This is a genomic window from Diplocloster agilis, from assembly GCF_019042275.1.
Lineage (GTDB): Bacteria > Bacillota > Clostridia > Lachnospirales > Lachnospiraceae > Diplocloster > Diplocloster agilis.
Window position 1 is genome coordinate 1 of the sequence record NZ_JAHQCW010000022.1, and the last position, 22921, is coordinate 22921.

Consider the following 22921-nt stretch of genomic DNA (forward strand, 5'->3'; position numbering starts at 1 on the left):
CATCCTGAATCCGGCTTTCCGATTTCACTAAGCGTATTCACAGCCGCCCTATGCGTCCCCAGGGAGATACAAAAGAACCCGGCCGCCCGGAGCGTCCCCGGATACCGCCTGCGGTTCCAAGCCATATGCAGCGGCCATACGATGCCTCCGGGAAGAATGCTAAGTGAGTGCGGCAGCCCCGGCGAACAGGCTCGGTTCCTGAATCCATCCTTCGGATTTCACTAAGCAGCAGCTCAGCCGCCCTATGCCTGCAGAGGACAGACCATCCTCCCCTCATCCCCGGCAGAGCCGCGGCCGTCCCTATCCGCAAGCCCGCAATCCCCCCGCCCGGACGGGCAGGCCCGCAGCCAGACCATCCTCTCCACAACCTCTTCGGTCAGCAGTCCCTGCTTTGGTATTTGCCGGGAGGAAGTTTCGTGTTTTTGGGGGAGTTTTTGTGGTTGTTTACGATTGGTTGTGGAGATTGTTGTTAATAATATGGAGAGGATAATAGGTCTGTCTAGGGATGAGCGTTTGGCAGTATATGGTCCATATGGTCTACGAAGAAGCTTTTCTGTATCATTTATGATCGGAGTTGTTATTGGGGTAAGTTGGTAAATAGTATAATTATGGAGTGACAGATAAAATGATGAGTAATGAATAGGCGATTTATAGGTATTAGTAAGTAGAAGATATGATGAGCATAGTAGACAGTGAATACGCGTGCTGATTGACAATTGCAGTGGAAAGTGTTAAAGTATGACATGTAGTATTAATTACTATGTAATGTGGTTCGTAATAAAAAATATATCGAAATAGAAATTTAGGAAACATAGGGAGAAATATTTAATGATTTTTGGACATAAAAATACACTGTGGAATAGGGTTATAGGTACATGAAATGAATATTGTATATAAAAATTCAAAGCACTTGGTGGACAAGAAGTAACCTTTGATTTTACGGAAGAGAGTTCGTGGAGATAATTTTCAGGGAGAGAAAGGAAGGATGATTGAATGGAGAAGGATAGGAAGAGTAAGGCGGCAAAATTTGTGAGGACGGTAACGGTAGCACCGATTATGGCGTTTGCTACGTTAATTTTACTGTATGTGGTCAGACCGGTGATTTTTGGAGGGATATTTCAGCTTTTGATGGCGGTTTTATTTTTGACGGTGCTGCCTTTGCTGGCTTATCCGCTGCAAAAAGCGCTGCCCGGATTCCGGGACCAGGGGAGGGATGGGCAGAGAAAGCTAGCGTTTATCATGGCGGTAGTGGGATATATCTGTGGTACGGTATTCGCCTTTGCAGCAGGCGCGCCGAAAGGGGTCCGACAGATCTATCTGACCTATCTGATATCCGGCGTAATCCTTTCCATCTTAAACAAAATAGTGAAAATCAAAGCCAGCGGTCATGCCTGCGGCGTAGCGGGGCCTGTGGCTTTACTGGTACATTTCTGCGGACTCAACGGATACTGGGCCTTATTGATTCTGCCGGTCGTATACTGGGCGTGTCTGGTAATGAAGCGGCATACACCGTCGCAGCTTCTTCTGGGAACCATAACACCTCTCATATCCCTGGTGCTGGTCCTGCTAATATACTAAACAGCAAAAAGTACCAACACGAGATTTCCCAACCAGACAACCATTGCAGCCACCTGCACCCGCAAACATGACGCGGAAAACCATTTCAAAGCATGAATTAAAGTAGGAGCTGGAGGGAGCAAGGGGCGCCGGCAGCGGAGGGCGTCAAGGAACGGGGGCCGTATCGCTTGAGGCCGTACCTTAGAACGGGTTACGCAGAAGAGGACGAAACCTCGCAGGACCCGGGGCACTGTTTGAGCCGTATTTTGGCGAGTTTGCCCCGGGTCCTGCTAATCAGAGGTTTCGCCCTCTTCGGAGTTACCCGTTCTTAGGTACGGCCGAAGCGATACGGCCCCCGTTCCTTGACGCCCTCCGCTGCCGGCGCCCCTTGCTCCCTCCAGCTCCGGCCCCTTATCAACTCCCAAAAACTTATCCCGCTAATTTCTTGCATTCCGATGGATTTCTTAGTACAATAACAGGAGTGAAAGGAAGAGGGACATGGGTATACCGGTTAAGTTACAGGCATTTGAGGGTCCTTTGGACCTGCTGCTGCATTTGATTGATAAGAATAAAGTGAATATTTATGATATACCGATTGTGGAGATTACGAACCAGTATCTGGAATATATAGAGGAAATGCACCGGCAGGATTTGAATGTGATGAGTGAATTTCTGGTGATGGCGGCCACTTTGATCGATATCAAGTCCCGGATGCTGCTGCCCAAAGAAGTCAACGAGGCGGGCGAAGAGGAAGATCCCAGACAGGAACTGGTGGAACAGCTGCTGGAATATAAGATGTATAAGTATATGTCTTACGAGCTGCGGGACAGGCAGATCGATGCGGGAAAAGCGCTTTATAAGGCGCCGACTCTGCCGGATGAAGTGAAAGAGTATGTGGAACCTGTGGATTTGACAGAGCTGATGGGGGATATGACCTTGTCGAAGCTGCATTACATTTTCAAATCCGTGATTAAGAAACAGGTGGACAAGATTGACCCGGTGCGCAGTAAGTTCGGGAAAATAGAGAAGGAAGAAGTCAGCCTGACCGATAAGATCGCCTATGTGGAGCAATACGCTATGGAACATCCGGATTTCAGCTTCCGGGAGCTGCTGGAGAAGCAGGCGGGGAAGATGCAGGTGATCGTTACGTTCCTGGCGGTTCTGGAGCTTATGAAGATGGGCAGGATTCGGATCATGCAGGAACATATTTTTGATGATATACAGATCAGTGCGGCATAGGACAGAGGAGTAAGAAGTGGAACTTATGAAAATCGAAGCGACAATCGAAGCGATTTTATTTACCATGGGAGAGTCCGTGGAACTTAAAAAGATCGCTGTGGCTATCGGCCATGATGAAGAGACAACCAGAAAAATTATACATAATATGATGGACAAATATAAAACGGAGGACCGGGGAATCCAGATTATCGAGCTGGAGGACTCTTTCCAGATGAGCACGAAACCGGAGATGTACGAAGCGCTGATCCGGATAGCCAAACAGCCCAGGAAATATGTATTGACCGACGTGCTGCTGGAGACGCTCAGTATTATCGCCTATAAGCAGCCGGTGACGCGGCTGGATATCGAGAAGATCCGGGGAGTGAAGTCCGATCACGCGGTGAATAAGCTGATCGAATATAATCTGGTCTGTGAGGTGGGACGGCTGGACGCTCCGGGCAGACCGATCCTGTTTGGGACGACGGAGGATTTTTTAAGGGCGTTCGGAGTGCATTCCATCGAGGACCTGCCCAGTGTGAATCCGGAACAGATGGAGGATTTTAAAGCCCAGGCGGAGGAAGAGGCGCAGCTGAAACTGGAGGTATGAGCAATGAAATTAAGTGTGATTCTGCTGGCCGCCGGCAGCGCCAGGCGCTATGGCGGGAACAAACTGTTAACAGTGGTGAACGGCAAACCAATGTATCGGAATATCCTGGACCGGATTCCGGAGATTGGTTTTTCTTTTTACCGGAAAATTATCGTTACCCAGTATGAGGAGATCGGGCGGCAGCTGTGCCGGTCCGATTGGGTGGTGGTACGCAATGATCAGCCGGAGCTAGGTATTTCCCATTCCATACGCCTGGGGCTTGAACAGGCAGGGGATTCCGATGCTTTTCTGTTCGCAGTCTGTGACCAGCCGTATCTGCAGGCGGTTACTATGAAACGGCTCATTGCGGAATATGAAAGATCAGACAAAGGGATCGCGTTTGTAAGAAACGGTAAGGAACCGGGAAATCCGGTGGTCTTCTCCGCGGCCTATCTGGAGGAACTGAGATGCCTGAATGGGGACAGGGGAGGCAAGGCCGTGGTGCGAAGGCACATGGAGGATTGTACCTGGGTTGAAGCAGAGGAGGACAGAGAACTTAGGGATATCGACCGTCCTTATGGAGTGTCTCTTTTGGAAGAATTGCGTATCGATCTAAAGCGGGACAGAATATTTTCAATCGTAGGGGCGGGTGGGAAGACGACTACGATGCATCGGCTGGCAGAGGAACTGGGTGAGCTGGGAGCGCGTGTCTTGATGACGACTACCACCCATCTGTGGTGTCCGGCGGAACGGTTTGTAGAGGTTAAGGATAAAAAGGATCTGGAGCGTGTAAGCGATATGCTCGGGTCGGAACGGCGCCTGACTGTGGGTAGACGCGTTTCTGGAAATAAAATTACCGGCATCGGGGAAGGGTTATATCCGGAACTTGCCCGAATACCGGATTATCTGATCGTGGAGGCTGACGGGGCAAAAGGACTTCCTCTGAAAGCTCCGGCGGAACATGAGCCGGTTATTTTCCCCGGGAGTGATGTAGTGATCGGAGTTATAGGGCTGGACAGCCTGAACCGGCCGGTCAGGGAAGTCTGCCACCGCCCGGAACTGGTTTCCGGTCTTCTGGGGGTTGGAGAAGGACATTTAATTACCATGGAAGATCTGAATAAGATCGCCAGAAGCCCTCAGGGGCTTCGAAAAGATGTAAGCAGTGAAAAATACCGGGTGATCTTTAATAAGGCTGATTTGCTGGATTCTGAGGCCGGACAGGATTATTGGGTGGCACAGGATATTGAATAGAAGGAAAAGCAGCCTGAAAAGACAGGCGGAAAGAGTAAAATAAATGGAAAAATCCCCCAAAAGTGGTGAAGCTTTTGGGGGATTTTTCGTTCATGATTATTTGGAAGAGTAATTAGATAAAGGCTTTGTTATTCTTCCGCTCCTCCTTATGCACGGGATTTCCGTTTCAGGAAGCAGAAGATACCTGCGCCCGAACCGATCAGAAGAATAACGATCGGGATAATCGGTGACGTGTCACCGGTGGAAGGCGCATTGGTTGTACTGTCCGAACCGCTGTTGCCGGAACCGGAGTTATTGCCGTTGTTGCCGGAACCGTTGTCACCGCCAGGAGCCGGAGTGGGTTTGCCGGGGTCCGGAGTCGGAGTGGGTTTGCCAGGGTCCGGAGTCGGGGTCGGTTTACCGGGATCCGGAGTCGGCGTAGGTTTGCCGGGGTCGGGAGTCGGTGTCGGCTCTTCCCCTTCTTTGACAAACACAGCAGATACTTTATAATCCTGCCGGATATTGGTCAGATCATAGGAAGTGATGGCTCCCAATGATTTTCCATTTAAGGTTACGTCTTTTAATGTGTATCCTTTCTCTGTAGTGACGGTAAAGTTGGATGAACCGCCGAAAGCAACTTTTTCCTTTTGAATTTTAATTTTTCCGCCGTCGGACTTGCCCGCCGTTACGGTGTAGGACGGAAGGTCGGGGGAGTTGTTCCAAATCGGGTTCCCGCCTTTTACATAGGGCAGATAATTCATATTGTGGTTTACTTTCAGCCAGCTGTAATAGGTGCTGTTGTCCTGTCCTGCGCTTGCGAAGTCCACAAGTTTTACCGGGATACCATTCACGGTCTTGGTCTCAAAGAAGAGCCAGCAGCCCTTGCCGCTTCCGTCGGAGACGGTCATCTTCTTAAGATCTGTGGTCTGGAATCTCGCAGCGTCCCTTGCAAGGTCACTGTAGTTGGAATCCAGGGCCAACAGGATGGGGCCGTAGTATACGGAAGAATAACCTTTGTAATTCTTCTCGCCCAGCCAGTAATGAACGCTCATTTCCAGGTCCAGTTCGATGACATCGCCGTTTTTCCATTCCCGGTTGATGCTGTAATATTCGCCGGGAACTACATTCTTCATTTCCTCTCCGTTGACCTTTACCGTGTTGGTGTAGGACCATACCGGAATACGTAAGTTAAAGTTGAACGCTTCATTTTTCACCATATCCAGGGTGATTTTAATCGCGCCGTCCTTCGGATATTCGGTCTCCTGCTTAATGGTAATGGCATTTCCGCCGGGAGTCAGCGTGTTGGCTGCGGAAGGACCGTAGTAATTCAGGTATAGATCTGTGTCATTCCCGATCACGCCCCACTGGGAAAGCTCGCCCAGACCGCGGCTGAGATTCGCCTGGCAGCAGTTAAAGTCAGGAGAGCCGCTGTTGTACTGGAAGGCAATGTCGACCTGAGAGGCCACTTTTCTGCCGTCCATCGGAGTATTGTAGGTTACATATTTGTCATCTTCCAACAGGGCGCCTAACATTCCGTTGAAATAGGAGAGCTCTAACTCGTCAGCTACATAAGAGTTCTTGGAAAGCTGGAGGTATTCCGTTCCAAGAGCCATCCAGGAAACGGTACAGCAGGTCTCGATTGCGCCTGTGTTATAAGGATCTCCCACAGCCTGCTCGCCGCTGGTAAATCCGCCGTCGTTGTGGCGGTCTGTCTTGGCGATACTCCACCAGATATCCTCCAGCGCGTTATAGTATATCGGATCTCCCTCAATCTCATATAATAAGCCAAGTGTGATTATCGTATGTAATGCTTCCCATCTTGGCAGTTTGGACTCATAATATTCTTTCCCGGCCTGGGCGTTATTCAACCAGTCGCCGGATTTTGGCCAGTCTTCCACGATGATCTGTTTGGCCGCATTCAGATATCTGGTGTCGCCGGTAAATTGATACAGCAGTGCAAACACGTGGCTGATGCCAAGATTCATGGTCTGGCTGCCTGCGGAATCAAAGGTCTTTCCGCCTTCTACGAAATAATCATAGACGTAATCGGCTGCCTTAATGGCCGTTTTCAATGCGGTTTCATTGCCGGTCAGGCGGTACCAGTCATAGAGGCCGTAGATGCAGTGATAATGGTTCCACACATCCCAGTTGGCTCCGTTGCCGCCCATGCGTGCGCTGCCGGTGTAGATACCAAGGTATCCGTCCTCCCCCTGCGCGTTGGCTAATTCTGCTACCAGTTCCTCGCCGGCCGCCAGGAGGGCGGGATCGTCGGATAAGCGGTAGGTATAGGCCATTCCCGTTAAGAGTTTTCCGGGAAATTCACTGTACCAGGGGACTAATGCGCCTGTATAGCTGTTTCCGCCTTCGCGGATATTTTCCAGATCCCATACGGTTTTGAAGGTATCACCGCCGGACATGGGAGCCGGGGAGTCCGCGGAACCGCCTACATCTCCTACGATAGAGAAGTTATCAAAGTAGAAGCTCTTGCCTAAGGTATGGTCAGTTCCTTTGATATGCATCTGGAACTGGTGAACGTCTTTCAGGTCGATTACATCGTTAGATCCTTTTTCAGACCAGTATATTTCGAAGGAATCGGCGCTGAAGGGAATATTTACCCAGCCGCTGAAGCCTGCGGGTACGGAAAAAGTGCGGTCTGCATTAACGGTAATATCTGTCCAGTTTGTTCCGTCCGCACACAGGCGGATGGTCCGGCCCTCTTTTAACTGCCAGGATTCCCGGCCGTTATCCGTAGAGGTGTTGCTCTCCTCGAAAGCAAAACGTACATCCAGAGTGCCTTCTGTCAATTCGGAGGCGTCTAACTGGAACCATAACTCTTTTGCTCCGCTCCAGTCCGTGACTGCCTTCGGATCACTGCCGAACCGGAGATCCACGTCATTGTAAGAACTATTTTTCTTATTGTGGGTCCATTTGATCGTGTGGCCGTCTCCGCCGGTAGTACCTACTGCAATTTGGTAGATATTGCCGCTTACCATAGCATAAACATCACCCATCAAAGATGCCAGGGTCGGGTTTTGATTCGAAGTTCCGGTGCTTATGATTTGTTCAATGATATTTGGGTTGTCTTCTAAAGCATGCAGCAGCCAGTTATCAATACTTCCCTGGATATTTCCGCCTACATAACCTTCCAGATTCATGTCGGTCAAATGGCTGGAAGCACGTTTGGTATCAGGCGCCATCAGCGGAGGATTCATAGGGATCTCATCATCCGCCGGATACTCAGGCTCCGTAGGATCGATCACTTCACCCTGGTCCGGATCGGTCTCTTCACTGACGGTTACATTCAGGACCAAAGAAGCAGTCCGGAATACATTATCCGTGGCACTGATGATAAAGCTGTCAGGGCCGGAATAACCGGAATTAGGCGTATATACCAGGGTTCCGCTGGACGGGTTGATGAATGCTTGTCCATTCTGCGGTGCGGAAGCGATGCGATAGCTGACGGAGCTGCCGTTTGCACTGGCTGCGCTGCAGTCTATAATGGAAGTTGCGCTGTTTTTGTAGCAACTCAGATTCGGGTCTCCTGTAATTACGCCGTTGAATACGGGAACATCAGCCGGGTTATCCGTAGACTTTACGGGAAGCTCGGAACCGCCAACATCACCGACGAAGGAGAAAGCATCGAGGTAGACCGCTGTATTGATATTCGCGTCGCTGCCGTTCACACGCATATTTAACTGGTTCACATTATGTAAGTATATATTACCGTCATCTTCACCGTGGGTATTAAAGTACTGAGACCATGTCCTGTTATTCAAAGGAATGCGTACCCAGCCGCTGAACCCGGGATCCAGAACGAGCAGGTGTCTGTCATCGACTGTTTTCGTCTGCCAGGAATCACCATTCTGCACATGGAAGACCACTCCGGACTTCAGTTCCATAGCATGGAGCACATCATTGTGGGTGCCTTCCTGGAACGCGAAATGAATTTCTGCGGAATCTCCAAACTCTGACGCATCTACATAAAACCAGGCTTCAGAAGCGCCGCTCCAGTCCATAACCGCTCCGGGCGCCGCGGTAAGTTTAAAATCAAGATCGCCATACCAGTCCCGGGTGTTCAGGCTTGACCATGCAAGCGCGTTAGAACCATCCACGCCTCTGCCTTCACCTACGGATATGCCACAGGTAGGGGCATCTGCGTTTAACATACCGGAGTAATCTCCAAGCATACCGCCTTCAGCCGTAGTCAGTATGGAATTATCCATATCTTCAATGCTCCAGGCCTGCCGGATCGTGGGCGCTGCATCGGTGGGAAGAGAAGTTCCGTCTTCGAAATTACCCACCACACCAAAGCTGTCGATCATAGCGGTTTTATTCTGTGTGGTTCCGTTGCCATTTATATGCATATTCAACTGATTTACGTTTTTGAGATACAGTGTGTCATCGCCCATCCAGTAAGCGCTGAAGGTAGAACTGTCCAGAGGTATTCTGACCCATCCCCGGAAACCGGGCTCCAGATTTACACAACTGTTGCTGACGGTACCGCTTTTCCAGCCGCCGCCGTCATTGGTCCCATAGGTGGCCCCATCTCGTAAAGCGAGCGCGTGGAGACCGTTGCCGCTGCCGTCTGATTTAAATATTTCTTCCTGAAATGCAAACCGGATCTGGCTAGACTCAGAACCGAAACTACCCATATCGGCATAAAACCATAATTCCTGAGCGCCGCTCCAGTCTGTGTTTTTGGTACCTTCCGGTAACATATGATAGCGAAGATCACAATCGCTGTATGCTCCTTCTCCAGCCAGGTCTGTAAAGGCCAGAGCATTGCTCCCGTTTACGCCGCCCCCTTCACCGAGAGACCAGGAGTATTTTCCGCCGCCCAGCATTCCAAACGGGTCTGCGATCGAATTTGATAAATCCTCACCTGATATACCATCCAATCCCCAGACTTCCTTAAACGTTAAATCTGCCGAGGGTTCCGCCTTAGCCGTTAAGACCGGTGGTCAGAAGCGACGGCAATAATACGGCGGCGGACAGTAAGATACTGATACTCTTCCGTAACATTCGGTTCATAAAAAACCTCCTCATAAGTTATAAAATTGTTACGCTGTTAAAAAATGTTAAAGAAATGATTACTTTTGAATCCGTAAAAATGATCACCCTCCGTCGTGAAAAAATTGATTTATAAGTTACATCGATGTAATTTAACAAAATTAGAAATAAAACTATTGTAAAACAATTACAAAAAAGTTTTAAAAGTCTCTTAATAATTTGTTTATATTTAAAAATTTAGTGGATAACAGGGGAAAAGTCAATGCGAGAGCGGCAGTATGAGAAATGCTTACTAACGATCAAAAAACGATCACGTAACGATTAGAAATGATCATAAAAGTGAAAAAATAGTAGCACCTAAAAAACAGGTGCTAAGTGCTCATAGCGATAAAAAATAGTAGCGCTCGAAAAAACCTCGCTGACTATTTTTCATGCATCGCACGTAAGCACCTAAAAAACAGGTGCTAAGTGCTCATAGCGATAAAAAAACAGCCTCTATAAAAAATAGAAGCTATTTGATCAGAGAATAGATTACACATCATCCTCCGGATAGATAATCTGGCAATTCTGTTTTTCAAACAACTCGGCATAAGCGGGCGGAGGCTTTACATCCGTCACCAGATAATCGATTTGGTCAAAACCGCAGGTCCTGCTGAAATAACGGCTGCCGAATTTTGAACTGTCACACAACAGAATGCGGGTCTGGGAGTTTTCCAGCATGGCCAGCTTATAGCGGGACTGATCAACGCTGGCTTCTGTAATTCCGTCGGGGATCAGCCCGGTGCAGGATATGATAGCAAAATCCGCATAGAAATGAGATAATGCCAATATCGTGTCGCTCCCGGTGGTACTTCCCATCTGGCTCTCTACCTTACCGGACGGGAAAAAGATATCCCAATCCGTCTGTTGGGATAAAAACTGCGCGCAACTCAATCCATTGGTGACTACCGTAAGCTTTTGCATCTGCGTCAGACTCATGGCGGCGTAGTAAACCGTTGTGCTGCAGTCCAGAAAGACCGTGCTGTAATCTTTTACCAGCACACTGGCTAAATCACCAATTCTTTTCTTTACCGTGATGTTCTTGGTCTGGCGGATCGATGAGGCAGGTTCCGTATTTCCGCTTTCATATAGGATAGCCCCACCGTGCACCCGATGTATCAAATGGTATTTTTCTAATGTAGTTAAATCCCGTCTGATGGTTGCCGGACTGGCATATAATTCCTTACAGAGCTGTTGCACCGTTACAGCCTTTTTTTCCTGAATATATTCCAGTATTTGGCAATATCGTTCTGTCAATACCACTTGATATTCCTCCCATGCTATCACTAGAAAGATATTCCTTTTGTCTTCACAAAAAATGTTATATAAATTGTTATAAAATGTCAATGAATGATTCATTGGATGACAAAAACTTACAATTAGTGATAAAACGATCAGGCAGGCATCAAGTTTTAATCAATTATGAAATTTTTCGATGAGTTTATAGCGGCTGTATTTTATCCGCTTACGCGTGATGCATGAAAATTGTCGGCAAGGTTTTTTAAGAGCCGCTGTTTTTACTCGGCCAACTCTTCCCAGCTTATCATTAGTTTTTCTAACTGTCCTGCGATATCCGTTTTTTCCTTATTTAATAAGATACATTGTTCCACATCCGTGTAGATTTCTTCCAAAGTAAGCATCTGGTCGATCTGCGCATCCCTGGTTTCCAGTTCCGTGATCTGTTCCTCTAACTTACGCAGATCATTTTCGCGTTTTCGGATTCTGGCCTGTTCTTCTTTTTGCTGCTGCCAGGTAAGCTTGTTTTCCGAAACCGGATTTGCGTCCTCGTCTGCGGTGGTTTCGCCGGCATAAATCTGTGTTAACTCTTCCCGCTTTGACAAATAATAATCATAGTTGCCAATATAGTTGACCAGTGTCTGGCCGGTCAAATCCAGAATCCGGGTGGCAGTCTCATTGATAAAATACCGGTCGTGGGAAACATAAAACACGGTGCCGGTATACTGGTTCAAAGCGTTTTCCAGAATTTCCTTGGAAGCGATATCCAAATGGTTGGTGGGCTCATCCAGAATCAGAAAATTGGCTTCGGAAAGCATCAGCTTCGCTAAGGACACTCGGCCCCGCTCACCGCCGCTCAGATCGCCAATCCTCTTAAACACATCATCGCCGGTAAACAAAAATGCCGCCAGCACATTCCGGATCTGGGTGTTATTCAAATCCGGATAGGTGTCCGACAATTCCTCAAACAGAGTCTTCTCCATATGCAGGACATGATGCTCCTGATCATAATAGCCGATCTGCACATTCGTCCCCAGTATAATGTCCCCTTCGTCCGCCGGCAGCAGCCCGTTAATAATCTTTAGAATCGTCGTCTTTCCGGTGCCGTTATTACCAATAAGCGCGACCCGTTCCCCACGCTTGATATCAAAATGAATCCCGCGGAACAGTATAAGGGGCGGGAAAGACTTCGAAAGATTCTCAACCGCCAGCACATCATTTCCGCTGGTAATGCGGGGCTCCAGATGAATCCGCATCTGCGCGGCATCCTCAGCCGGTTTTTCCATCAGCTCCATCTTATTCAGCAGCTTTTCCCGGCTTTCCGCTCTGCGGATGGATTTTTCCCGGTTAAAAGAACGAAGCTTCGCAATCACATCTTCCTGATGCCTGCGTTCCCGCTGCTGGTTCAGATACTGTTTCACCAGCGCGTCCCGAAGCATCGCCTTCTTCCGGGCAAAATCCGTATAGTTTCCCTGATAGACCGTGGCTTTGGTCCGTTCCAGCTCCACCACCTTCGTTACGATCCGGTTTAGAAAATAACGGTCATGGGCCACCAGGATCACTGCCCCGGGATACCCTTTCAGATATGTCTCAAGCCAGGAGATGGACTGCATATCCAGATGGTTGGTGGGCTCATCTAACAGCAGGATATCTGGATTGGACAACAGGAGCCTGCCAAGAGACACCCGGGTCTTTTGGCCGCCCGATAAGGTGTCCACCGCTTTTTCAAAGTCCTCCTCGTCAAACCCGAGTCCTTTTAAAACCCCTGTGATCTCACTCTTATAGGCATATCCGTTCTTCAATTCAAACTCATGGGTGAGCCTGGTATAAGCCGCCATCAGCTCATCCAGCGCCTCTCCCTCCACCGACTTCATATCCACCTCAATCTGCCGGATCCGCTGCTCCATGTCCAGAATATCCTGTTTTACCGACAAAAGCTCCTCATAAATGCTGCGCCCGCTGATAAGCTCCTGATGCTGTGCCAGATACCCAAGTGTCTTCCCCTTGGCCATCACCACTTCACCGGAATCCGCCGTCAGCTCCCCCACAATAATTTTAAGCAGCGTGGATTTCCCGACGCCGTTATTTCCCACGATCGCCGCTTTTTCTTTTTCTTCTATATGAAAAGAAATATCCGAAAGAATCGTTTCTTCTCCAAATGCCTTATGTATACTCTGGCAAGCTAATATCATACCTACCCATTCCTTTCGTTCGTACTCTGCATTTTGCACATACAGTTGAACCCATTATACCCTAGCCCCCTGTTTGAATTCAATAGTTTCTTGTTCCATAGAAATGTCCATAGGAAAGCGATCCCGCCAAATAAAAATCCCGTCCTTATTAATGGGAAAAAGTGCACAACTTTCCCCAATAAGGTTTGACAATAATTTGGCAGATATTATATAATGGAAACATGATATGAGCTAGGAGGAAGTACCGTGGAAGAGAAGGAAATTTCAAAGGCGGTTATTCGCAGGCTGCCAAGATATTATCGTTATCTGGGAGAATTGATGGAAAGCGGCGTGGAGCGGATTTCTTCCAATGAACTGAGCGAACGGATGAGGGTGACGGCGTCGCAGATACGCCAGGATTTGAATAATTTCGGTGGTTTTGGCCAGCAGGGATATGGGTATAATGTCAAATATTTGTATGATGAGATCGGACGCCTGCTGGGTCTGGATAAGAAACATAATGTCATCATTATCGGAGGAGGAAATCTGGGTCAGGCGCTGGCTAATTATCCGGCATTTGAAAAACGCGGATTCATTGTAAAAGGGATTTTCGATATTAATCCGAAGCTGTCCGGGAGAACGGTCCGGGGAATACCGATTATGCCTATGGAGCAGATGGAGGAATTTATCCGGGAGAATGATATTCAGATCGCGACATTGACCCTTCCTAAGACGAGCGCAACGGAAGTGGCCGACCAGTTGATTTCTTACGGAGTCCGCGCGATCTGGAATTTTGCGCATACGGATCTGAATGTTCCCGAAGGCGTGATGGTGGAAAATGTACATCTCTCCGAAAGCATTATGCGTCTGTCTTATAACCTGACCAGATACGAAGAAGAGCATAAGTCGGGTAAAAAGGAGAAGAAATAATTGAAGTATGTATTGAACTCTCAGGAAATGAAATGCTGTGACAACTATACGATTGAAAAAGTAGGGCTGCCCTCCATGGTACTGATGGAGCGGGCAGCTCTAGCTGTAGTCCGGGAGGCCTTGTCCTGCGGCTGTGATCTTAAGCGGGTACTGGTGGTGTGCGGCACCGGAAATAACGGGGGAGACGGCATGGCGGTGGCCAGGCTTCTCTACGAAAAGGGGATACCGGTGGACGTGTATCTGGCCGGCGAGGAAGAGAAATGTTCTGCCCAGGCGGCTGCGCAGTTGGGAATTTTGCGTGCGATTGGGCTGGAACCGGTAAGCAAAATGCCTTCGTCGGAATATACTATGATAGTGGATGCTATTTTTGGCATCGGACTTACCAGAGAAGTAACGGGGGACTATGCACAGTGCATCCGGATGGTTAATGAGTCGGAGGCCTTTGTCCTGTCTGTGGATGTGCCCTCCGGTATAAACGCCGATGACGGCCGGATCATGGGCGTGGCCGTAAAAGCGGATGTAACCGTGACGTTTGCTTATGAAAAAATAGGACTGCTGCTGTATCCGGGAGCCGGATATGCAGGCAGGGTGTCGGTACAGGATATCGGAATTAACTGCCGGGGACTTGAAACCCCTCCCCCCGTGTATACGTACGGGAAGGAAGATCTGGAGAGATTGCCGGAACGTCCGGCATATTCGAATAAGGGATCTTTCGGAAAGGTTCTTCTGGTGGCCGGAGCAGCGAATATGGCCGGAGCGGCCTATCTTTCGGCAAAGGCTGCGTATCGGATGGGCGCCGGGCTGGTCCGGATCTATACCGGGGAGACAAACCGCCACATCCTGCAGAATCTGATTCCGGAAGCGGTACTTACTACTTATAAGGAAGAGGAAGCTTCACTAGAAGCTCTGAAGGAGAGCCTTAAGTGGGCGGATGTGGCTGCGATAGGGCCTGGTCTTGGTAAAAGCTTTACGGCGCTGCGGGTTTTGGAGTACGTCTTGAAAAATGCGCAGATCCCGCTGATAATCGATGCAGACGGGCTGAATCTGCTGGCTGGGCACCCGGAATGGCTGAAGGAGCATAAGCAGCAGGTAATCATAACGCCTCACCTGGGAGAGATGAGCCGGCTGACGGGAAAAGAGATATCGGATATCTCATCGGATCTTTTGCACACAGCCGCAGAGTTTGCAAGGGAGAATGAGCTGACCTGTGTGCTGAAAGATGCCAGGACGGTTGTGGCCACACCGGATCAGAGAATCTATATCAATCGGACCGGCAATAACGGAATGGCCACCGGGGGATCCGGGGATGTACTGACTGGGGTGATCACAGGCCTGATCGCCCAGCATATGCCGGTGGAGGAGGCCGCGGCTTTCGGGGTATTTCTGCATGGAAGGGCAGGAGACGCTGCCGCAAAGAGGTGCGGAATGTACGGCCTGATGGCGCATGACCTGGTGGACAGTATTTCGGAAATATTAAAGCCGCAGTGAATGCGGCACTGGAGGAAATGGTTACACCTGAATTTTAGCCGCTGTAAATGCGGCACTGGAGGAAATGGTTACACCATACCTGGATTTAGCCGCAGTAAATGCGGCACTGGAGGAAAACATGAAGACTTACAGCAGGGTGTTTGCAGAAGTGAATTTGGATGCGATAGCATATAATATGGAACAGATGCACAGTAATTTATCACCGGGAACGTCTGTGATTGCAGTTGTGAAAACGGACGGTTACGGTCACGGAGCGGTACCGGTCGCCCGTCTGGTGGAAGGGTATGACTATGTGTGGGGGTTCGCGGTGGCGACCGCGGAGGAGGCCCTGATTTTGAGAAATCATGGGATTACGAAACCAATCCTGATTCTGGGGTATGTGTTTCCGGAACATTATCAGGTGCTTCTGGATCAGGGTATCCGGCCGACGGTTTTCCGTATGGACACGGCCGCGCAGCTGTCGGAGGAAGCGGTAAAATCCAATGAGCCTGTGAAGATCCATGTGAAAGTGGATACCGGGATGAGCCGGATCGGTTTCCCGGATACAAAAGAGAGCATTGAGAAAATAAAGCAGATCGCGGCTATGCCCAATCTGATCATCGAAGGGATCTTTACCCACTTCGCCAGGGCGGATGAAAAGGAGAAGGAACCGGCTCATGAGCAGATACGCCGGTTTTCGGATTTTACGCGGCAGCTTGAGGAAGCGGGGGTTGCCATACCGCTTAAACATTGCTCCAACAGCGCCGGTATCATTGAACTGCCGGAAGCAAATATGGACGCGGTCAGGGCGGGGATATCCATCTATGGCCTGTACCCTTCTGAGGAAGTGGAAAAGACTACCGTGCGGTTAAAACCGGCGTTGTCCCTGTACAGCCGGGTGGTTTATGTAAAGGAGCTGCCGGCGGGGGTGGGGATCAGTTATGGTTCCACTTTTGTCACAGAGCGAAAGACGGTGGTGGCCACGGTTCCGGTCGGCTATGGTGACGGTTATCCGCGGACCCTGTCCAATAAAGGAGAGGTCCTGATACGCGGCAGACGCGCGAAGATTCTGGGCAGAATCTGTATGGATCAGTTCATGGTGGATGTCACCGGGATCGAAGGGGTTACCCAGGGAGACCTGGTTACCATGATCGGAACCGACGGCGGAGAAGAAATAGGCGTAGGGGAGCTGTCCGGGCTCTCAGGACGGTTTCACTATGAGTTCGTATGTGATCTGGGGAAACGGATTCCCAGGGTGTATAAGGAGCATGGCAGAACTGTGGAGACCAGGGATAATTTTGAGGAATAAAACCGTGTAAGAACATGTCGGCAGAAAAATCACGGATACATAGTATACACGCAAAAGATCAGGCAATACTATAGGAAACGGCCGGTATTCGGCCACAGGCCTATAGGATGACAGGGAAAGAATAAAGCGGAGTGTGAATGTAGTGATTATTAAAAGAGGCGACATATTTTATGCGGATCTGCGGCCGGTGATCGGCAGCGAACAGGGCGGTATCCGTCCCGTATTGATTATACAAAATGACGTAGGAAACAAACACAGCCCCACAGTGATCTGTGCGGCGATTACATCGAAAATGAATAAGCCCAAGCTGCCCACCCATGTGGCACTGGATGCACACAAGTACGGAGTGGTGAAGGATTCCGTGATCCTGTTGGAACAGCTGCGCACAATCGATAAGAAACGGTTAAAGGATAAGGTATGCCATCTGGATCAGGAAATCCTGGAGAAGGTGGATAAGGCCCTGCTCATCAGTTTGGATTTGGATACATAAGACGGGGACGTACCTTGACGCAGTACAGGCATCATGATATAGTTTAAAAAATAAGGAAATGGTTACACCATACCTGAATTTAGCTGCAGTAGATGCAGCAGCACTGAATGAAATGGATTACACCATACCTGAATTAAGCCGCAGCAAATGCGGCGCTTATTGAAAAGGAGTTTGAGAGAAGAATGGAAGATGGCGGCAGTCCCAGTATAGGGATTCTGGTTTTCCTGGTATTTGTCCTGATCGACGCCCTGTTTTACGGGTTCGGAGCGGCACTGCAGGCGATTAATAACAAGCAGGTCGAGGAACGGGCCCAGACAGGCGATAAGAAGGCAATGAAACTGAAGGCGATGATGGACAACCCGATTCCCTTTATCAATGCGAACCAGTTATCCGTGACATTGATGGCGATTATCATTGGGTTCTATGAAGTCCGGATCTGTTCCATAACGATTTACCGCTGGATGGTTTCCGACGCCTGGCCGGAGCTGACGTATAGAATCCCGCCAGTAGTGCTGGAGAGAGGCGTACTGGTAATTATAACAGCCGTATTTGTATACCTTCTGTTGAGTTTCGGGGTTCTGGCTCCGAAAAAAATAGCGGAACGAAGGCCCGAGAGTTTTGCATACGGGCTGGTAGGTCTGATGAACGCTGTGACAACGATGCTTTATCCGCTTACATATTTGATCACGAAGACTTCGAATTTCTGTGTACGGATACTGGGGATGGACCCGCATTCGGGACCGGGAGTGACGGAGGATGAGATCATTTCCATGGTGCATGAAGGGCATGAACAGGGTGTCCTGGAAGCCAGCGAAGCGGAAATGATCACAAATATTGTGGAGTTCGGAGAGAAAGAAGCCAAAGATATTATGACCCACCGGAAAAATATCGTGGCGATGGAGAACAGCCAGACCCTGGAGGAGGCTTACCGCTTTGTGGTGGAGCAGAACAAATCCAGATTTCCTGTTTACGAAGAGGACATTGATAATATAACAGGAATCCTGCACCTTAAGGATGTCATGGTTTGTTACCAGAAGGAAGAACAGCGCGGTCTTCCGATCAGCCAGGTGGAAGGCCTGGTCCGTCCGGTGGTGTTTATCCCTGAGACCAGAAATATCGATCTGTTGTTTAAGAGCATGCAGTCCATGAAAATGCATATGGTAATCGTGGTGGACGAATACGGCCAGACCGAAGGGCTGGTAGCCATGGAAGATATTCTGGAAGAAATTGTGGGAAGCATTCTGGATGAATATGATGAGGATGAGGAGCAGATCGAAGAGCAGGCGGACGGTACCTACCGGATGGAGGGGATGACCGAACTTGAGGATATCGAGGAACTGCTTGGAATCGAATTTGCGGAAGAATACGAGACTTTGAACGGCTTTCTGATATCACTTTTGGACCGGATACCCAAGGACGGGGAAGCCTTTACCGTGGAATACGGGGGCTATCTCTTCCACGTGCTGTCCGTGGAGAATAAGATGATTCAGGAAGTAAGCGTAGAGAAAATTCCGGAGACGGAAACGACTGGGGAAGATGAGTAAATGGATTTGCTAATGGTGATCGAAAAAATGATCTCGCTGTTCCTGATGATATTAATCGGGTATGCGGCGAACAAAGCGGGAATACTGGACGGCACGGGCAATCAGAAATTATCGGCACTGATACTGAATATCTGCTGCCCGCTGCTGATCGTATCCGCCGTGGCGGGCGGAAATGCGAATGGCAGCAAATCGGAAGCTTTTATGGTGCTGGGGCTGGCATTTCTGCTCTATATTGCTTTGGGAGTCATAAGCCTTATGGTTCCCAGGCTTTTTCATGTAAAAGACAATCAAAAGGGCCTGTTTCAGTTTATGACCATCTTTCCCAACGTGGGATTCATGGGATTTCCTGTGGCGCAGGTAATATTCGGAACGGAATCCCTGTTCTATGCGTCCATGTTTAACCTGGCTTTTAACCTGCTGGCCTTTACGCTTGGGGTCTATCTGATCCAGAAGGATGTATCCGACGGCGCAGCGGGGAAGATCAACTGGAAAAAAATCTGCAATATGGGGACCCTGATGGCAGTGCTGGCGATGCTGATCTATCTGCTGGATTTGAAGCTGCCGGATGTGATCGCGGATACCTGTTCCATCGTTGGAAACGCGACAACGCCGCTGTCTATGATCGTGATCGGTTCGACCATGGCGGGAATCCCCCTGAAGTCTGTCTTCACAGACGGTAAAGCCTATCTGTTCAGTATCATGAAGGTGGTACTGATACCGGCGCTGTTCTGGCTGGTGGGCCGCCTGTTTATCGAGAACCCCATCGTGCTGGGACTTCTGGTCATCATTGCCGGTATGCCCTGCGCCAGCATCACCGCCATGTTTGCCATTGAATATAACAGTGACGCCAACACCGCGTCCAGATATGTGTTCCTGACCACGCTCATGTCATTTTTGTCTATACCGGTTCTGGCTTGGCTGTTGTCGATGTAAAGGCCCTGCTGATGGCAATGTAATTGTATCTTGTCATTTAAAACAAAGGATGTTAAAATACAAAATGGATATTTTTGTAGAAAGAAGAGGAGAATAGTTATGTCCGGACATTCGAAATTTGCTAATATCAAACATAAAAAAGAGCGGAACGACGCGGCTAAAGGAAAAGTATTTACGATAATCGGAAGAGAAATTGCCGTTGCGGTCAAAGAAGGCGGCGCAGATCCCGCCAATAACAGCAGATTGCGGGACGTAATTGCCAAAGCGAAAGCCAATAATATGCCCAACGATACCATCGACCGGGGAATTAAAAAGGCGGCCGGAGACGCGAATTCCGTAAATTACGAATATGTCTCCTATGAGGGATACGGCCCCTGCGGAATCGCGGTGATCGTGGATGCGCTGACTGATAATAAGAACCGTACCGCGGCCAATGTGCGCAGCGCGTTTACAAAAGGAAACGGCAATATCGGAACACCCGGCTGCGTGTCTTTTATGTTTGACAAAAAAGGCCAGATCATCATCGACAAAGAAGAGTGCGATATGGACGCGGATGATATCATGATGACGGCGCTGGATGCGGGAGCGGAAGATTTTTCCGAAGAAGAGGACAGCTACGAAATTATCACAGATCCGGATGATTTCAGCAGCGTGCGGGAAAAATTAGAAGAGGCGAAAATCCCCATGGCCAACGCGGAAGTGACCATGATCCCCCAGACCTGGGTGGAAACGATCAGCGACGAAGACCGGAAATGGTTCCAGAAAACGCTGGATCTGTTGGATGAAGATGATGACGTGCAAAATGTATATCACAATCTGGACGAATAAAAAATAGCAGCGGGAAGTATCTTGTGCCGGCGGAAATGGTTACACCATACCTGAAATTAAGCCGCAGTGAATGCGGCACAGGTAGAAATCAATTTTACGGAGGAAAGCTCATGGAATTTATCGAAGGAAAATGCCCGAAGTGCCAGGGAGTACTGCAGATTCCCAGGGATCGTGACAAAATCATCTGTATGTACTGTGGCGAGGAAATCGAAACGGCTGCCGCGGTAAAGCAGGAAGAATCGCAAAAACAGGCCGAGGCGGAAAAAAAGAAAAAAGACGAAAGAGCCTATGAGCGGGATTATCAGATGGCCATGGAGGGAATTCCCCAGATCCTCTTCAATATGGATCAGCCGTTGGTAAACTTTAAGAAAGGCCTGTACGAGGGAGCTTTCCGGAAGCATTATATGCAGCACATCGTAACATTGGAAGCGATTGAAAGTGTCTATCAGATGGCAGAGGACAAAGACAGCGTGTTAAACGACCTGTCTGCGGCTGTGGTGGATAAGGCGCGCAAAGAGCTGGAGCCTATCACCAGAAAAGGTCCCCGGAGCCAGAAAATCATGGATTTCAATATGGGGCTGGTCGTTTTTGCCATACCCACCATTCTGGAATATAAAGGGGAGTCCTCCGACCCGTTAGCGGACCGGATTCTGGAATTATGGAATCAGGAGTTTCCGCAGCACCATGTGGGAAAAGCTTCCTTTGCGGACATCAACGGTGGATTCCGAAGAAAATTCTGTTATATTACTACGGCAGTCTGTGAGAGCCTGGGAAAACCGGATGACTGCTATGAATTGACCCTCCTGCGTAATTACAGAGATCAATATCTGGCCAATCAGGACGGCGGCGATGCGATTATCAAAGAGTATTATGATATCGCGCCGACGATTGTCAAAAGGATCAATAAACGCACGGACCGCAGAGAAGTTTATGAAAGTATTTGGGAGCAATATCTGTCTCCCTGCATAAAACTAATAGAAGAAGATAAAAACACAGAGTGCCAGGAGATTTATTCCAAGATGGTAAGAGAATTACAGAAAGAATATCTTTTCTAAGCTGTCCCATGTGTTTTGACTGAAGGAGGATACAATGAGCAAAGAATATCGATTGGAGACAAAGTGCATCCAATCCGGATGGAAACCGAAAAAAGGAGAACCCAGAGTCCTACCGATCTATCAGAGTACCACATTTAAATATGACACCACCGAAGAGATGGGAAGACTGTTCGACCTGGAGGATTCCGGTTATTTCTATACCCGTCTTCAAAATCCCACCAACGATTACGTGGCGTCCAAGATCGCGGATATGGAAGGCGGAGTGGCGGCGATGCTGACCTCTTCCGGGCAGGCGGCTAATTTTTACGCGGTGGCCAATATCTGCCAGGCCGGGGACCACATCGTGTGTTCCAGCACCGTATACGGCGGAACCTTTAACTTGTACGGGGCGACCCTGAAGAAGATGGGAATCGATTGTACCTTTGTGAATCCGGATGCGGATGTCGAAGAGTTAAACCAGGCCTTTTGTGAAAACACCAAGGCAGTCGTGGCGGAGTCCGTAGCCAATCCGGCCTTAGTGGTTCTGGATATAGAAAAATTCGCCGGAATCGCCCATGCCCATGGAGTTCCGTTAATCATCGACAATACGTTTCCTACCCCGGTTAACTGCCGTCCCTTCGAATGGGGAGCGGACATTGTAACCCATTCCACCACAAAATACATGGACGGCCATGCTATGTGCGTAGGCGGCTGCATCGTGGACAGCGGTAACTTTGACTGGGAAGCTCACGCGGATAAATTCCCGGGACTGACCACTCCGGATCCTACATACCACGGTATCGTATATACGCAGAAATTCGGAAAAGGCGCTTATATTACCAAGGCTACGGTTCAGCTGATGCGAGACCTTGGTTCCATCCAGTCCCCTCAGAACGCGTTTCTTCTGAACGTCGGATTGGAGACGCTGGCTCTTCGTATGGAACGCCACTGCTATAATGCGGGCAGGGCGGCGGAATACCTGGTTGCCCATGAAAAAGTAGATTTTGTCAACTATGCGGGGCTGCCCGGCGACAAATATCACGCGCTGGCGCAGAAATATATGCCAAAAGGAACCTGCGGCGTCATCTCCTTCGGCCTGAAGGGCGGCAGGGAAGCCGCGATCCGCTTTATGGATCACTTGGAACTGGCGGCGATCGTCACCCATGTGGCCGATGCCAGAACCAGCGTGCTCCATCCGGCCAGCCATACCCATCGCCAGCTGAACGATGAACAACTGCTGGAAGCCGGTGTGACGCCGGGAATGATACGGTTCTCTGTTGGAATAGAAAATATTGACGATATCCTGGAAGACCTGGAGCAGGCTTTGAAGTTTGCTTGA

The 22921-nt window shown here is 49.2% G+C and carries 17 protein-coding genes and 1 pseudogene; 14 read left to right on the forward strand and 4 right to left on the reverse strand.

Translation table 11 applies throughout. The features are described 5' to 3' along the window. From KTH89_RS13400 to yqeC, 5 genes are all read left to right on the forward strand, one after another. Positions 1-225: hypothetical protein (locus tag KTH89_RS13400; protein ID WP_238722049.1), on the forward strand; the 225-nt coding region annotated here is incomplete at its 5' end. Between the two features lie 768 nt (positions 226-993). Then, positions 994-1578, forward strand: coding sequence for a hypothetical protein (locus KTH89_RS13405; RefSeq protein ID WP_158346927.1), 585 nt, complete (start codon positions 994-996; stop codon positions 1576-1578). A 477-nt stretch (positions 1579-2055) separates the two neighbouring features. Continuing rightward, positions 2056-2796 (forward strand): segregation and condensation protein A, encoded by a 741-nt coding sequence (locus tag KTH89_RS13410; protein ID WP_158346926.1) that lies wholly within the window; start codon positions 2056-2058, stop codon positions 2794-2796. A 25-nt stretch (positions 2797-2821) separates the two neighbouring features. Next, positions 2822-3382 carry an SMC-Scp complex subunit ScpB gene (gene scpB / locus KTH89_RS13415; RefSeq protein WP_275061627.1) on the forward strand — a complete coding sequence of 187 codons (561 nt, stop codon included), beginning with the start codon at positions 2822-2824 and terminating at the stop codon, positions 3380-3382. A 3-nt stretch (positions 3383-3385) separates the two neighbouring features. Further along, complete coding sequence (gene yqeC / locus KTH89_RS13420; protein ID WP_158346924.1) at positions 3386-4612, forward strand: selenium cofactor biosynthesis protein YqeC; 1227 nt, start codon at positions 3386-3388, stop codon at positions 4610-4612. Positions 4613-4758: 146 nt separating this feature from the next. Here yqeC and KTH89_RS13425 read toward each other — a convergent pair whose 3' ends face one another. The 4 genes and pseudogenes from KTH89_RS13425 to KTH89_RS25280 form a co-directional block, all read right to left on the reverse strand. Continuing rightward, positions 4759-9489, reverse strand: a complete 4731-nt coding sequence (locus KTH89_RS13425) for a beta-L-arabinofuranosidase domain-containing protein (protein ID WP_238722050.1) — start codon at positions 9487-9489, stop codon at positions 4759-4761. A gap of 643 nt (positions 9490-10132) precedes the next feature. Then, a complete protein-coding gene (locus KTH89_RS13430) occupies positions 10133-10999 on the reverse strand; it encodes a DeoR/GlpR family DNA-binding transcription regulator (RefSeq protein ID WP_158346923.1) in 867 nt (288 codons plus the stop codon). Between the two features lie 158 nt (positions 11000-11157). Continuing rightward, complete coding sequence (locus KTH89_RS13435; RefSeq protein WP_456298706.1) at positions 11158-12489, reverse strand: ABC-F family ATP-binding cassette domain-containing protein; 1332 nt, start codon at positions 12487-12489, stop codon at positions 11158-11160. Between the two features lie 69 nt (positions 12490-12558). Next, positions 12559-13011: pseudogene (locus KTH89_RS25280) on the reverse strand (ATP-binding cassette domain-containing protein); the annotation flags it as partial. A gap of 303 nt (positions 13012-13314) precedes the next feature. On the opposite strand from KTH89_RS25280, the gene KTH89_RS13440 reads away from it, so the two are divergent. The 9 genes from KTH89_RS13440 (at position 13315) to KTH89_RS13480 (ending at position 22921) form a co-directional block, all read left to right on the forward strand. Continuing rightward, positions 13315-13977 (forward strand): redox-sensing transcriptional repressor Rex, encoded by a 663-nt coding sequence (locus tag KTH89_RS13440; RefSeq protein ID WP_158346921.1) that lies wholly within the window; start codon positions 13315-13317, stop codon positions 13975-13977. Beyond that, positions 13978-15465, forward strand: a complete 1488-nt coding sequence (locus KTH89_RS13445) for an NAD(P)H-hydrate dehydratase (protein ID WP_238722053.1) — start codon at positions 13978-13980, stop codon at positions 15463-15465. A gap of 118 nt (positions 15466-15583) precedes the next feature. Then, positions 15584-16753 (forward strand): alanine racemase, encoded by a 1170-nt coding sequence (gene alr, locus KTH89_RS13450; RefSeq protein ID WP_238722092.1) that lies wholly within the window; start codon positions 15584-15586, stop codon positions 16751-16753. A 142-nt stretch (positions 16754-16895) separates the two neighbouring features. Then, positions 16896-17243 carry a type II toxin-antitoxin system PemK/MazF family toxin gene (locus KTH89_RS13455; RefSeq protein WP_158346919.1) on the forward strand — a complete coding sequence of 116 codons (348 nt, stop codon included), beginning with the start codon at positions 16896-16898 and terminating at the stop codon, positions 17241-17243. A gap of 182 nt (positions 17244-17425) precedes the next feature. Then, complete coding sequence (locus KTH89_RS13460) at positions 17426-18787, forward strand: hemolysin family protein (RefSeq protein ID WP_158346929.1); 1362 nt, start codon at positions 17426-17428, stop codon at positions 18785-18787. Continuing rightward, on the forward strand, positions 18788-19720 hold the full coding sequence (locus KTH89_RS13465) for an AEC family transporter (protein ID WP_158346918.1): 933 nt from the start codon (positions 18788-18790) through the stop codon (positions 19718-19720). It begins immediately after the preceding gene. A gap of 99 nt (positions 19721-19819) precedes the next feature. Then, positions 19820-20548 carry a YebC/PmpR family DNA-binding transcriptional regulator gene (locus KTH89_RS13470; protein ID WP_158346917.1) on the forward strand — a complete coding sequence of 243 codons (729 nt, stop codon included), beginning with the start codon at positions 19820-19822 and terminating at the stop codon, positions 20546-20548. A gap of 110 nt (positions 20549-20658) precedes the next feature. Next, positions 20659-21603, forward strand: coding sequence for a CFI-box-CTERM domain-containing protein (locus KTH89_RS13475; RefSeq protein WP_158346916.1), 945 nt, complete (start codon positions 20659-20661; stop codon positions 21601-21603). 34 nt (positions 21604-21637) lie between these two features. Next, positions 21638-22921, forward strand: coding sequence for an O-acetylhomoserine aminocarboxypropyltransferase/cysteine synthase family protein (locus KTH89_RS13480; RefSeq protein WP_238722054.1), 1284 nt, complete (start codon positions 21638-21640; stop codon positions 22919-22921).